13 protein-coding genes are annotated in these 12,421 nt (G+C 55.8%); 7 read left to right on the top strand and 6 right to left on the bottom strand.

Annotated elements, in window-relative coordinates:
- Positions 1–69: 69 nt before the first annotated feature.
- From K3J57_RS07650 to K3J57_RS07675, 6 genes are all read right to left on the bottom strand, one after another.
- Positions 70–858 (bottom strand): DUF2189 domain-containing protein, encoded by a 789-nt coding sequence (locus K3J57_RS07650; protein ID WP_259795316.1) that lies wholly within the window; start codon positions 856–858, stop codon positions 70–72.
- Between the two features lie 152 nt (positions 859–1,010).
- Complete coding sequence (gene prfB / locus K3J57_RS07655) at positions 1,011–2,138, bottom strand: peptide chain release factor 2 (RefSeq protein WP_259775289.1); 1,128 nt, start codon at positions 2,136–2,138, stop codon at positions 1,011–1,013.
- A gap of 157 nt (positions 2,139–2,295) precedes the next feature.
- Positions 2,296–3,444: an ABC transporter ATP-binding protein gene (locus tag K3J57_RS07660; protein ID WP_259795318.1), complete on the bottom strand. Its 1,149-nt coding sequence runs from the start codon at positions 3,442–3,444 to the stop codon at positions 2,296–2,298.
- Positions 3,441–4,574: an ABC transporter permease subunit gene (locus K3J57_RS07665; protein WP_259795320.1), complete on the bottom strand. Its 1,134-nt coding sequence runs from the start codon at positions 4,572–4,574 to the stop codon at positions 3,441–3,443. The genes K3J57_RS07660 and K3J57_RS07665 overlap by 4 nt, the downstream gene beginning before the upstream one ends.
- Positions 4,574–5,566, bottom strand: coding sequence for a carbohydrate ABC transporter permease (locus K3J57_RS07670; protein WP_259795322.1), 993 nt, complete (start codon positions 5,564–5,566; stop codon positions 4,574–4,576). Before K3J57_RS07670 ends, K3J57_RS07665 begins: the two co-directional genes overlap by 1 nt.
- 54 nt (positions 5,567–5,620) lie before the next feature.
- Positions 5,621–6,976 (bottom strand): ABC transporter substrate-binding protein, encoded by a 1,356-nt coding sequence (locus K3J57_RS07675; protein WP_259795324.1) that lies wholly within the window; start codon positions 6,974–6,976, stop codon positions 5,621–5,623.
- Between the two features lie 380 nt (positions 6,977–7,356).
- Here K3J57_RS07675 and K3J57_RS07680 point away from each other — a divergent pair, with 380 nt between their 5' ends.
- Genes K3J57_RS07680 through K3J57_RS07710 form a run of 7 tightly spaced genes read left to right on the top strand, consistent with a single transcriptional unit; the run spans position 7,357 to position 12,389 of the window.
- Positions 7,357–7,638 (top strand): STAS domain-containing protein, encoded by a 282-nt coding sequence (locus K3J57_RS07680; protein WP_259775294.1) that lies wholly within the window; start codon positions 7,357–7,359, stop codon positions 7,636–7,638.
- A 1-nt stretch (position 7,639) separates the two neighbouring features.
- Positions 7,640–8,002: a response regulator gene (locus K3J57_RS07685; RefSeq protein ID WP_173486952.1), complete on the top strand. Its 363-nt coding sequence runs from the start codon at positions 7,640–7,642 to the stop codon at positions 8,000–8,002.
- Positions 8,003–8,007: 5 nt separating this feature from the next.
- Positions 8,008–10,236 carry a chemotaxis protein CheA gene (locus K3J57_RS07690; protein WP_259795326.1) on the top strand — a complete coding sequence of 743 codons (2,229 nt, stop codon included), beginning with the start codon at positions 8,008–8,010 and terminating at the stop codon, positions 10,234–10,236.
- 4 nt (positions 10,237–10,240) lie between these two features.
- Positions 10,241–10,720: a chemotaxis protein CheW gene (locus K3J57_RS07695; RefSeq protein WP_259790436.1), complete on the top strand. Its 480-nt coding sequence runs from the start codon at positions 10,241–10,243 to the stop codon at positions 10,718–10,720.
- Positions 10,717–11,616 (top strand): CheR family methyltransferase, encoded by a 900-nt coding sequence (locus K3J57_RS07700; protein ID WP_259790439.1) that lies wholly within the window; start codon positions 10,717–10,719, stop codon positions 11,614–11,616. The genes K3J57_RS07695 and K3J57_RS07700 overlap by 4 nt, the downstream gene beginning before the upstream one ends.
- On the top strand, positions 11,617–12,003 hold the full coding sequence (locus K3J57_RS07705; RefSeq protein WP_173486949.1) for a response regulator: 387 nt from the start codon (positions 11,617–11,619) through the stop codon (positions 12,001–12,003).
- 11 nt (positions 12,004–12,014) lie between these two features.
- Positions 12,015–12,389 (top strand): DUF8776 family protein, encoded by a 375-nt coding sequence (locus K3J57_RS07710; protein WP_259790441.1) that lies wholly within the window; start codon positions 12,015–12,017, stop codon positions 12,387–12,389.
- The last annotated feature ends 32 nt before the right edge of the window (positions 12,390–12,421 follow it).

The following is a 12,421-nucleotide window of genomic DNA, read 5'->3' on the forward strand; positions in this document are numbered from 1 at the left end:
TTGCGGGCAGAGGCCTTATGAAAGCGCTCAGGGATTGCTGTGATCCAACAAAGAACTGGAAACGCCCCTTCAGCCCTCAAAACTCATGGTGCGACGGTAAAGATGCCAGGTGGCATGGCCCAGAACCGGCAACGCGATGAAGAGGCCGAAAAACAGGGGAAGCATCCCCAGCAGTGTGACCACCGTCACAATCCCTCCCCAAAAAACCATCGGCACAAGGTTTTGCATGACCGCCTGAAAAGAGTGGATCATCGCCGAGATAAAATCCATTTCACGGTCCAGCAACATCGGCAGGCTGCACACGGTGATCGAGAACGCCACGAAGGCCATGGCGCCCCCCACCAGCGTTCCCACCGCCAGCATGGAAATCCCGTTTCGGTTCAGCAGCGCGTCCTGCCAGTTCGAGGTGATATTGGTCATGGGCTGCAACCCCATGAACAGCATGAACACGATATGCGCGACAAAAATCCAGAACAGGAACCCCATGATCAGCACCATGGCAATCGACGGAAATTGCCTGTCTTTCTGATTGACGACGGACCCGAGGATCTGGGCCCAATCCAGCTCGCCCCCCTGCTCCAATCGGCGGCTGACCTCGTAAAGCCCAACCGCGAGAAACGGCGCGAGGAAGGGAAATCCGAACGCAACCGGGATGATCCAGTAGCTTTGCCCCATTACCTCGAACTCAAGATAAAGAACAATTCCACCCAGCACATAAAATAGCGCAAAGAAAAGACCAAAGGCCGGGGCACGCCTGAAATCGGTCCACCCATTCCTGAGCGCCGCCATCACGTCAGAGATGGTGATCTGGTTAATCGTTGGGGGCGCAGAAGCCTCCAGTTCCGTTGCGTCCGTCATTCTTTCTCCCTGCGTTTTTTCTTTTTCTCGCGCGTGGTTACGAGTGTTACGAGGGAATGGCGTTCCGTCAAGTTCCTGAACATGTGAATTTGTTGCAATGGATATAAAAAAGGGGCCGCGAGGGCCCCCTTTGCACAGATCCGCCAACCAGATCAGTCGGTGGCGTTCGCTTCGGCACGAGATTTGCCCGCAACGTCCTGGGCTAGAACAGCAGCCATGAAGGCATCCAGATCCCCATCCAGAACCCCTTTCGTGTCCGAGGTCTCGTGGCCGGTGCGCAGGTCTTTGACCATCTGATAGGGCTGCAGGACATAGGAACGGATCTGATTGCCCCATCCCGCGTCCCCTTTGTTTTCATGCGCTTCGTTGATGGCAGCGTTCCGCCGGTCCAGTTCCATCTGATAAAGGCGCGATTTCAGCGCCTTCATGGCGATGTCCCGGTTCTGGTGCTGGGATTTTTCCGAGCTGGTGGTCACGATCCCCGTCGGGATGTGGGTGATCCGCACCGCCGAATCCGTGGTGTTCACGTGCTGACCACCCGCACCGGATGACCGGTAGGTGTCGATGCGAATGTCAGAAGGATTGACCTCGATCTCGATATTGTCATCCACCACGGGATAGACCCAGACCGAACTGAAGGACGTATGACGCTTCGCGGCTGAATCGTAGGGCGAAATCCGAACCAGGCGGTGCACACCGCTTTCCGATTTCAGCCAGCCATAGGCATTGTGGCCGGAAATCTTGTAGGCGGCGGACTTGATCCCGGCTTCATCCCCCGCACTTTCCGACTGCAATTCGACCTTGTAACCATGCGCTTCGGCCCAGCGGACATACATACGTGCCAGCATCGATGCCCAGTCGCAGCTTTCCGTGCCGCCTGCGCCGGCATTGATTTCAAGAAACGTATCGTTACCGTCAGCTTCACCGTCCAGAAGCGCCTCAAGCTCAGCCGCGGCAGCCTTTTCGACCAGCGCCCTCAGACCGGCTTCTGCCTCTGAGACAACCTCGTCATCCTCTTCCATTTCGCCCAGTTCAATCAGGTCAATATTGTCCTGCATGTCCTGCGCCATGGCTTTATAGCCGTTCACCGCATCCAGAAGCGTCTGACGGTCCCGCATCAGTTTCTGCGCCCGCTCCGGATCGTTCCACAGGTCGGGATCTTCGGTCATCGCATTGAACTCTTCCAGCCGGTGCTCTGCTGTTTCCCAGCCGATCCGCTCGCGCAGGAGGGCCAGAGATTTCTCGATGGCATCTACGTTTTTCTGAGCTTCTGCCCGCATGGGTTCATCCTCTGTTTCAATTCCGTTCCCCGCAATAGCAATCAGCGGGGCGTTGGGCAAGTTGTGATCCGGGGAAGGGTTGGGGGAAGGATGGAAATTTTAGCCGGTTTAGCGGCGGCGCGGGCGCGACAGGGGCTCTGCCCCTCGCACTGCGTGCTCACCCCGGGATATTTCTGTCCAGAAAATGAGAAGGCACAGGCAGCGCGCGGCCATTGTGAAAGAGATGCAGCTTTTGCGGCTGGATTGAAAGCGACACCCGCCGAGAGCGCAGCCCTGTGTGATCACCGGGCAGTTTGGCGACGATCTTGGGCGTATCGGCGTTTTCTATGGCGAGATGGACATGGCTGACATCCCCAAGAGCTTCGACCCGCTCCACCGAGGCGCTCAGAAGGTCGGGTTCGGGAGACAGGGCGATATGTTCAGGACGCACGCCAAGTGTCACGAAGGCGCCTTCCAGATCCGGGCTGGAGGGCATAGGCGCGCGCACCACCCCGCCCCCGGCAAGTGTGACCTCGGTGTCTGCCCCTGTCCGGCTGATCTGCGCGGGCAGCATGTTCATCTCGGGACTTCCGATGAACCGCGCCACAAACTCGGTTTGCGGCTGGTCATAAAGCTCCATCGGTGTCCCGATCTGAACAATCCCCTGATCCGAGAGCACCGCCACCCGGTCCGCCAGTGTCATGGCTTCGATCTGGTCATGGGTGACATAAATCATCGTGCTCTCGGGCATCTCGGCCTTGAGCCGGGCAATCTCACTCCGCATGGAGACCCGAAGCGATGCATCGAGATTGGAAAGTGGTTCGTCAAACAGGTAAAGTTTTGGATCGCGCACCATTGCACGGCCAATTGCAACCCGCTGCTGTTGACCGCCGGACAATGTTCTGGGCAAGCGATCCAGATATGGCGACAGGCGCAGCCGCTCGGCGACCCCGTAGACCTTGGCCTTGATTTCGGGCTTTGGGTGCCTGGCGATTTTGAGCGCATAGGCCATGTTGTCAAACACGCTCATATGCGGATAAAGCGCATAGTTCTGAAACACCATGGCCACGCTGCGGGCGTTGGGCGCAACGGAGCCCACATCCTTGCCTGCTATGCGAATGTCACCATGGGTGGGTTTTTCCAGACCGGCAATGAGGCGCAAAAGCGTGGACTTACCGCAGCCCGACGGGCCGACCACCACAAGCAGTTCCCCCCGGCGCAGCTCAAGATCCAGATTGCGCAGCACGCTGACGGATCCGAAGGATTTTGAAAGGCCCGAAATTTTCAGCCCGATCTGTTCATGTTCCCTGCCCTGCATGTTGGTCATTCTCTTGCCGCCGCCCCGCTCAGAAGGCCGTGAATGAAACAACGTTGCAAGACGAAAAAGACCAAAAGCGGCACGATCATCGAGACGAAAGCGGAGGCGGCCAGCAATTCCCATTCGCCGCCATGTGTCCCCATCATCTCCACGATCCGGCCCGTCATCACAAGATGCTCCTCTCCCACACCCAAAAACACGCGGGCCACCAACAGATCGTTCCAGACCCAGAGGAATTGAAAGATCGACAGGCCTGCCAGCGCGGGGAATATCAGCGGCAGGACTATCGTGTGAAAAATCCGCAATTCCCCCGCCCCATCAAGGCGCGCGGCTTCGATCAGCTCGGCCGGCAGCCGTGCCATCGCGGCGCGCAGCAGAAAGATGGCGAAGGGCAGGCCAAACCCGGTATGGGCCAGCCAGATCCCCGGATAGGATTTTCCAAGACCCGATTGATTGTAAAGAGACAGGAGCGGGATGAACGCGACCTGAAGCGGCACGACAAGCAGCCCAACAATGCTGGCCAGGAGCAATGGCCGACCGGGCACGTCCATCCAGGTCAGCGCATAGGCGGCAAATGCGGCAATCAGCACGGGCAAAATGGTGGATGGCAGCGTGACGGTGAGCGTATTGACAAAACTTTGCCCCATGCCTTCGGCGCGCAGCACCTTGAGATAGTTTTGTGCCGTGAATTGCGGCGGGGTTACGACCACGACAAAGATCCGCTGCGGCTTCAATCCCTCCGGCCGTTCCGGGTAGGTGATGACAAAATCACCGCTCTCCTCAACCCGGACCTGATACCCGGAGCGATGGAAAGCCACCTGCCCGGCGCGCATGGCCGACGGGGCCGCAGCGGTCAGGCCGAACCGCAGCACCCTGCCCTGCTTTCCATCGAGGAGATTACCCGTCAGCACCCAATCCTCCCCCTGTCGGATCGCCCCTTCTGGCGCAGGCGCGCGCAATTTCAGGACCTGCTCAGAAGGCTGCAGCGCCGTCCACCACCCGCTTGCTGATACCGCATCCCGATCCCGAAATGAGCTGACCAGCAGCCCGAGTGTCGGCATGATCCACAAAAGGACCAGCAGAACCGCGACAGAATTTGCGACCCAACGCAGGGGAGTATGATGCGACACACCTCTCATCAGCGCGACGCGCGGCCCGTGGATCGGATCATCCAGACCATCACAGGTGTCACCAGAAGCATGATCACCACGGCAACCGCAGACGCCCGCCCCGGATCGGCCGCCCGAAACATCCAGTCATACATGAGATTGGCCAGAACCTGTGTGCCCCATTGCCCATTGGTCATTGCAAAGACAATATCGAAGACCTTCAACACCGTCACCGTGATGGTGGTCCAGACCACTGCAATCATTCCCCGGATCTGTGGCAGCTGGATCTGCACAAAGATCCGAAACGTCCCTGCACCGTCAAGACGGGCGGCCTCCTGCGTATCCGAGGGAAGCGTTTTCAGCGCGGCAGACAGGACCACCATCGCAAATCCGGTCTGGATCCAGATCAGAATGGCCATCAGAAAAAATGTGTTCCAGATGGGCGTGGCAATCCAGGCCTGCGGCGTGCCACCGGCGCCCGTGACGATGGCATTCAACAGGCCGATCTGGTCGCCCTGCCCTGCCCCTCGATAGGCATAAACAAATTTCCAGATCACCGCCGCGCTGACGAAGCTGATCACCATGGGCATGAAAATCAGGCTCTGAACGACACCTCCCCAACGGATCCGGTTTGTCACCCCTGCCAACACAAGGCCAAGCGCGGTCGAAACTGCGGGGACAACCATCAGCCACAGAATGTTGTTGCCGAGGCTTTCACGAAACTTGTCGTCCCGCGCAAGCCAGACATAATTGTCAAACCCCACCCAATTGCCGCCTACATCCATCACGGACAGGCGCAATGTCTGGAATACGGGGTAGACAAGGTAGATCAACAGCAACACCAGCGCGGGCAGCAGAAATAACCAAGGCCGGATCAGACCGACCCAGCGCAAGTTGCGGCGCGCGTTTTTACCCCTGCCGGGCAGACAGCTGTCCAGAACAAAGTTCGACAGGAGGAAATACCCTGCACAGACAGACAGGCCGATCATGATCAGACCAGTTGCGGCAAAGATCTGCGCCATATCTTCCTTTCCACATGCCGGAGCTGCCCGGGACGCCCCAGGGGGACGGGCGGATTACTTGAGTGAATCCCAGGTCTTCTGAATGTCGCGCGCCACAAATGCGGCCTCCTTCCCGCTGGCATAATCGATCATGCCGGTCCAGAACGCCCCCGCCCCGATCGCGGCGGGCATCAGGTCAGAACCGTCAAAGCGAAACGTATCCGCATGAAGCAAAATATCGTTCATCTTGGCCAGGGTGGGATCGGTGTAAACTCCTGTATTCACGCCTTTATGCGGGGTCAGAAAGCTTTTCTGCGCCATCCAGACCTCATGCGCGATTGGCGTTTTCAGAAACTCCATAAAGGCCTGCGCCGCGGGGCTGTCTTTCGTGATCACCCATAAAGAACCGGACCCAAGCACTGGCTTGCCCAGATCTTTGTCCGCAAAAGCCGGGAAGTAAAAGAAATCAGCGTCCAGCCCGACGTCGACACTGTCAGGGAAAAAACTCGGGATAAAGCTGGCCTGACGATGCAGGTAGCATTGGGGTGGCGCGGCAAACAAGCCTTGGGGACTGTCGCGAAAGTCCGTGGTGGCCACCGCCTGCGCGCCCCCGGCAACATAGGCATCATTGCGCGCGATACGGCCAAATGCCTCGATCGCACTTACCACTTTCGGATCGTCAAAGCGCATATCGTTGCGCACCCAGGCGTCATAGTCCTCGGGTGAAAAACTGCGCAGCATGAAATCTTCAACCCAATCGGTTGCTGGCCAACCAGTGGCCCCGGCGGACCCGAGACCGATACACCATGGGGTGCCCCCATCCGCCACAATCTGATCCGTGAGGGCGATCAGCTCTTCCATCGACCCCGGTACGGAATAGCCTGCCTCTTCAAAGTTTTCCGGCACATACCAGACCAGGGATTTCACATCGACCTTATAGACAAACCCGTAAAGTGCCGGTTCTCCCTGCGGTCCTTGAAAGGTGCCAAGATCCACCCAGCTTTGACCGGCCGCATAGTTTTCAAGCGTCCATGTGACCGTGTCCTCGGACAATGGGGTCAGCTTTCCCCGCGCGGCAAACTGCTCAACCAGACCCGGCTGAAACAACATGGCGATGTTGGGGGGGCTTCCCGCTTCAATGTCGATCACGATCTGCTGTTCGATGCTGTCGGACCCCGCATAGCGCACATCCGCCCCGGTTGCCTGTTCGAAATAGGCAATCACATTCTCCAGCATCGCCTGATCCGGGCCAAGCCAGCCGCCTGAAATGGTCAGAACGTCACCCGACAGATCTAGGTCGCCCAATGCATGATAACTGTCCCAGGAAAAGGCCCCACTGCCCGGCGGAAAGATCAACGCCTCTTCAGCGTGGGCGGCCCCGCCCCCCAAACAGATCGACGCAACAGCCCCAGCAACAAGAACCTGCCTCATATACCCCTCCAAGCCCATCAAATGGCGCAAATTTGCCCGAGATTGGCCCCGGATGAAACTTGGCCCGCCAGTGCCGACCAGTGATCAAAAACTCGCGCGTCTCACTCGCCTTGTCAATGTATTGCGCGCAAGTTTTACAACCAGCACGAATACATTTCCTGCTCCACCGTCCCGGCCCTGATCCCCCTGCGCAGGACATGGCCACGTTGCGCAATAGGCGAATGGGACCTGACCGCGATACGGCCGGGGACCGCGCTTCGCGGGAAATTGCTGTTGTCGTAAGCCAATTTTTAACCCCCGCTGTTTTACACCTGTTTCAACTGGAACAGGAAAGGGCGAATTGTGACACAGATTTGCACCCATGCTGCGGGGGCGCCGACATGAGCGACACGACACTTCTCCTCGACCCAAAGCTCGACTTGCGCGCCGCAGCCCCGCTAAAGGACGCCATATTAGAGCTGCGCGGACAGGACCTGACCTTGGACGCAGCTGGGGTTACCCATCTGGGCGCGCTTGGCCTGCAGATCATTCGTGCCGCAGCCAAAACATGGGCTGCTGACGGAAAATCTCTGGATCTGATCAACGCATCAAACGAGTGCGAAGACCAGATGACCCTGCTGGGCTTTTCTTCAAAGACGATTTGCCAATGGGAGGCCGTGTAACATGCAGGTTCTGGCAGTGGATGACAGTCGCACAATGCGGGATATGGTCAGGCTGACCCTGAAAAGCCAGGGGATAGACGCCCATCTTGCGGAAGATGGAATGCATGGGCTTGAGGTGCTTGAGGATATTGCCCCGCCCGATGCGATCATCACCGATATCAATATGCCCCGCCTTGACGGATTTGGCTTCATTGATGCCGTGCGTGCGCAGGACAGGTTCAAGGCAATCCCCATTCTTGTACTGACCACCGAAAGCGCAGAAGACATGAAATCACGCGCACGCGCCGCCGGAGCCACCGGCTGGATCGTCAAACCCTTTGATCCTGACAAGCTTGTCAAAGCTCTCAAAATGGTAGCGGGGTAAGGCACATGTCGGATCCTATGGCTGAAATCAAGGCTTCCTTTTTCATCGAATGTGAAGAACTCTTGGAAGGTCTGCAGGATGGTTTGCAGGAAATGGATGACGGGCAGTCAGACAGCGAGACGGTCAATGTCGTTTTCCGTGCAGTTCATTCGATCAAAGGCGGCGCCGGCGCCTTTGGCTTGGACAACCTCGTGGATTTCGCCCACCATTTCGAAACAGCGTTGGACGAGGTTCGCGCAGGAAAACTCATCGCCGACCAGGAAGTGCTCAAGCTCTTTTTCCAATGCAGCGATATTTTGGCTGACCTTGTCCGTGAAGCGCGCGATGGCGACCCCCATGAGGAAAGTCGAACCGCACCCGCAGTCGCCAACCTTTCCAAGCTGGCGGGGGACACAGCGTCGCAACAGGAAGAAGACGTTGATTTCCAGCCCATGGCGCTGTCCCTGGATCTGTCTTCGTTTGAAACAGCTGCCCCAGCGTCTCCCACACCCGGCTATCAAATAACTTTCAAACCAGAAAACGAGCTTTACGCTCTTGGAAATGAACCCCTTTTCCTGCTCCGGGCCCTACGCGACCTGGGCGACATTGAGGTGTCGTGTGAGAGTGAGGGGCTCCCGAACCTTGAAGATCTCGATCCTGAAACAGGGCACATGACCTGGAAGATCAAACTTGAAACATCAGAGGCCGAAACAGCCGTCACCGAAGTTTTCGAGTTCGTCGAAGGCATCTGCATCCTGGAAGTCTCAACCTTGGATGCTCCCCTGTCGTCTCTCTACGATGACCTGCCGCCATTAGAAAACCTGACCCCTGGTGGCGTCCCCCCCTTTCCAGACCTCCCTCCACTGCCCGCAGCACTTTCAACATCCGAAAGTTTCACAATGCCCCAGGAGCCCCCAGAGGAGCAAAAGTCCGCCTCAGACGGCGACCAGACTTCACCGGTTTCTCCTCCAATAGCCGAACCTGAGCGCCCCTCCCCGGCTACCCTTCCGAAGGACACCACAAAACCCGCGTCAGGCAGCACAACTCCGCGGGCAACGGTGCGGGTCGATCTCGAACGCATTGACCGGCTGGTCAATCTGGTTGGAGAAATTGTGATCAATCAGGCTATGTTGACACAAAGTGTCGAAGAAGCTGGACTGCCGCCAAATTCAACCGTGCGTACTGGTCTTGAAGAGTTCCTGCAATTGACCCGCGACATTCAGGAAAGTGTGATGATGATTAGGGCACAGCCCGTCAAATCTCTCTTTCAACGCATGGGGCGCATTGTCCGTGAAGCATCAGCCGCAATTGGCAAGGATGTGCGCCTCAACACGGAAGGCGAGAATACAGAGGTTGATAAGACCGTCATCGAGCGGCTGGCTGATCCTTTGACTCACATGATCCGAAACGCGGTCGATCATGGCCTGGAAGAGAACAGCGACCGCGAAGCCCGTGGGAAACCCTCACAAGGACAAGTTTCACTGTCTGCGACCCATCGGTCTGGCCGTGTCGTCATAGAAGTCTCAGATGACGGGGCCGGCATCAACCGCGAAAAGGTTCATAAACTCGCGATAGAGAAAGGCTTGGTTCCCGCAGATCTGCAGCTAACGGAAAGCGAAGTTGATAACCTTCTGTTTTTGCCAGGCTTTTCGACGGCCTCCGAGGTTTCCAACCTTTCCGGGCGCGGTGTGGGAATGGACGTTGTTCGCAGCGCCATCCAGGCACTGGGGGGGAGGATCTCGATTTCCTCCGAACAAGGTAAAGGAACAACCTTCTCCATTTCGCTCCCCCTAACTCTTGCAGTTTTGGACGGCATGATCGTCACCGTGGCGAAAGAAACTCTGGTTGTCCCTCTAAATTCCATCTTGGAAACACTCACTCTTACGGGTCCTGATCTGAAAGAGTTTGGCCCGGAAACGCAAGTGGTGAACATCCGAAACACATTCGTCCCACTACTCGATCTGGGCGCAGAACTTGGTTATCGCGAACCATTGGACAGCTATACGGGCACCGTAGCGTTGCTCATCACCCAAGAGGATGGCTCGCGTGCAGCCCTAGTGGTCGATGCAATTGATGACCAGCGTCAGGTAGTCATCAAGGGGTTGCAAGACAGCTATGGACGAGTTCCAGGAATTGCGGCCGCGACGATCCTCGGCGACGGCAAAATTGCTCTGATCCTCGATCCGGTCGACCTAGTTTCCAAAGCCAGTGGACGCACACGCCCAGCCTCCCCCCATGCCACAATCGCAGGATGACCCCATGACTGAAGCTACAAAAAACCTCGACACCCATAGCGATGGCGATGAAATTGAACTCCTGTCATTTCTGGTGGGCGGACAAGACTATTCAGTCGATATCATGAGTGTTCGCGAAATTCGCGGCGGCGCACAGGCAACTTCCCTACCCCATGCACCAAGCTATGTGAAAGGGGTAATCAATCTTCGAGGGACGGTGCTGCCAATTGTGGATTTGGCAAAGCGGCTTGGCATGCATGAAGACAAAGACACAGAGCGTAATGTTATCATTGTCGTAGCAATCGGTGAACGCACCGTTGGCTTGGTGGTCGATGCTGTATCAGACATCCTCGCAATTTCCGAACAGGACATGCAGCCCCCCCCTGAGATGCGTGCAGACCAGAAGCGCAACTTTGTTTCCGCGCTTACAATTGTGGAAGATCGCATGATCCGCATCCTTGATCTCAACGCGGTGCTTCCAGAAACCAACGAGGAAGCCGCGTGACTGTTGAGCATCATCATAGCACACAGAATATCTCGGGGCCGGCACTGGACGAGCATTCCTTTCAACGCATCGTCAAATTTGCGTACGAAACTGCCGGGTTGTCAATTTCCTCAAGCAAGACGGCCATGGTCCGTACAAGATTGGCCCGACGCCTCAGGGATCTCAACTTCAATAGCTTTTGTGATTACTGCGACTACTTTTTAAGCCCTGGAGGAACGCACGAAAGATCGGAACTGATCTCAGCGCTCACCACCAACGTGTCGCACTTTTTCCGCGAACAACATCACTTTGATATCCTTTCTCGTGAGGTGATCCCTTCCCTCACGCAATCAGACTGCTCGCAAAAACCTATTCGGTTTTGGTCAGCGGGCTGTTCGAACGGACAGGAGCCTCTTTCTTTGGCAATCACACTTCGAGAAAGTGGATTGGCCAGCTGGGCACAAGATCTGAAAATCTTGGCAACTGATATTGACCCCCGCGTCATCCGCTTTGCCCAAGCATCAGAATATTCGGAGAGAATGATGGAAGGGGTGCCTCATTATCTTGCCGAAAAATACTTTTCCCAGGTCAGTCAAAACATGAATCACGATTTGGTCTGGAAAAGTAAAAGTACAATTTTGGACCTGATTTCTTATCGCCGACTAAACCTGCTGGAACGCTGGCCCATGAAAGGAAAGTTTGACGTCATATTTTGTCGAAACGTCGTTATCTATTTCGACCAGAAAACTCAGGATATCCTGTGGGAAAAATTCGCCAACGCCCTTCGGCCGGGCGGGTGGCTATTTCTTGGGCACTCCGAACGGATTTCGGACAGCTACCAAAACAAATTCAGCACATTTGGCACCACAGCATATCGTTTGCAAAACGAAATGTATCCTTCGAAAAGGCAGAATTAAATGGCACTTAGAGATCAACTGCGAATAATTGTTGTGGATGACATGTCCACAAGTCGCGGTATCATTACCCAAGCTCTGGAAGCATTTGGTGTGAGACAGATTGAGACTGCAAGCGACGGCCAAGATGCTTTGCAGAAAATTTCTACATGGCCGGTCCATCTGGTAATCTCAGACATGAACATGCCAGGGATGAACGGTTTGCAATTGCTTCATGCACTTCGCTCGACACCTCAGACAAGGGGGGTGGGTTTCTTGTTGATTACTGGCAAGGCAGATCGGGAAATAATTGAGTATGGTAAAAAACTCGGTATGAACAACTTCGTAAAAAAGCCTTTCCAGCCAGATCAGCTTCGCATCGCAATTGAAGCCATTGTTGGCAGGCTGTGAAGGTTTAAGCTATGGGAATAGACACACCACCTCATCACCCGAACAAGCTTGTAATACGAGAGACTTTGTCTGCCGCATCTACAGAGCTCTGTACGCTGGCTGCATTAAGCAAAGAAATTCAGTGGGCCATCTCGTCACTGTTGGAAAAAGCCCAACACCCCGATCTTTCTGTCGAGCTCCAGATATTACAAGACATTGATCGACTGCAGCAAACCCTGGTTGATCTTGGAAATATAATGCGCGTTTTGAGCGCTAACTCCGCATTCGATTCAATGGATAGGGAAACGTTGATGCAAACTGTTCAACTTGAAAGTTTGAAGGCAAGGCTATTCGTAGAGAAAAACGCCGCTTTTGAGCCATCGGATGGCGAGATAACCTGGTTATAAACCGTTCGCCTCATTGATTAACCGTGAAACGG

The organism is Aliiroseovarius crassostreae (assembly GCF_025137635.1).
GTDB lineage: Bacteria > Pseudomonadota > Alphaproteobacteria > Rhodobacterales > Rhodobacteraceae > Aliiroseovarius > Aliiroseovarius crassostreae.

Bases quoted from the DNA above. Each gene is read 5' to 3' on its own strand.
- K3J57_RS07685 (WP_173486952.1), top strand. From the start codon at position 7,640: ATGCAGGTTCTGGCAGTGGATGACAGTCGCACAATGCGGGATATGGTC.
- K3J57_RS07695 (WP_259790436.1), top strand. From the start codon at position 10,241: ATGACTGAAGCTACAAAAAACCTCGACACCCATAGCGATGGCGATGAA.
- prfB (WP_259775289.1), bottom strand. From the start codon at position 2,138: ATGCGGGCAGAAGCTCAGAAAAACGTAGATGCCATCGAGAAATCTCTG.
- K3J57_RS07665 (WP_259795320.1), bottom strand. From the start codon at position 4,574: ATGAGAGGTGTGTCGCATCATACTCCCCTGCGTTGGGTCGCAAATTCT.
- K3J57_RS07705 (WP_173486949.1), top strand. From the start codon at position 11,617: ATGGCACTTAGAGATCAACTGCGAATAATTGTTGTGGATGACATGTCC.
- K3J57_RS07670 (WP_259795322.1), bottom strand. From the start codon at position 5,566: ATGGCGCAGATCTTTGCCGCAACTGGTCTGATCATGATCGGCCTGTCT.
- K3J57_RS07650 (WP_259795316.1), bottom strand. From the start codon at position 858: ATGACGGACGCAACGGAACTGGAGGCTTCTGCGCCCCCAACGATTAAC.
- K3J57_RS07660 (WP_259795318.1), bottom strand. From the start codon at position 3,444: ATGACCAACATGCAGGGCAGGGAACATGAACAGATCGGGCTGAAAATT.
- K3J57_RS07690 (WP_259795326.1), top strand. From the start codon at position 8,008: ATGTCGGATCCTATGGCTGAAATCAAGGCTTCCTTTTTCATCGAATGT.
- K3J57_RS07675 (WP_259795324.1), bottom strand. From the start codon at position 6,976: ATGAGGCAGGTTCTTGTTGCTGGGGCTGTTGCGTCGATCTGTTTGGGG.
- K3J57_RS07710 (WP_259790441.1), top strand. From the start codon at position 12,015: ATGGGAATAGACACACCACCTCATCACCCGAACAAGCTTGTAATACGA.
- K3J57_RS07680 (WP_259775294.1), top strand. From the start codon at position 7,357: ATGAGCGACACGACACTTCTCCTCGACCCAAAGCTCGACTTGCGCGCC.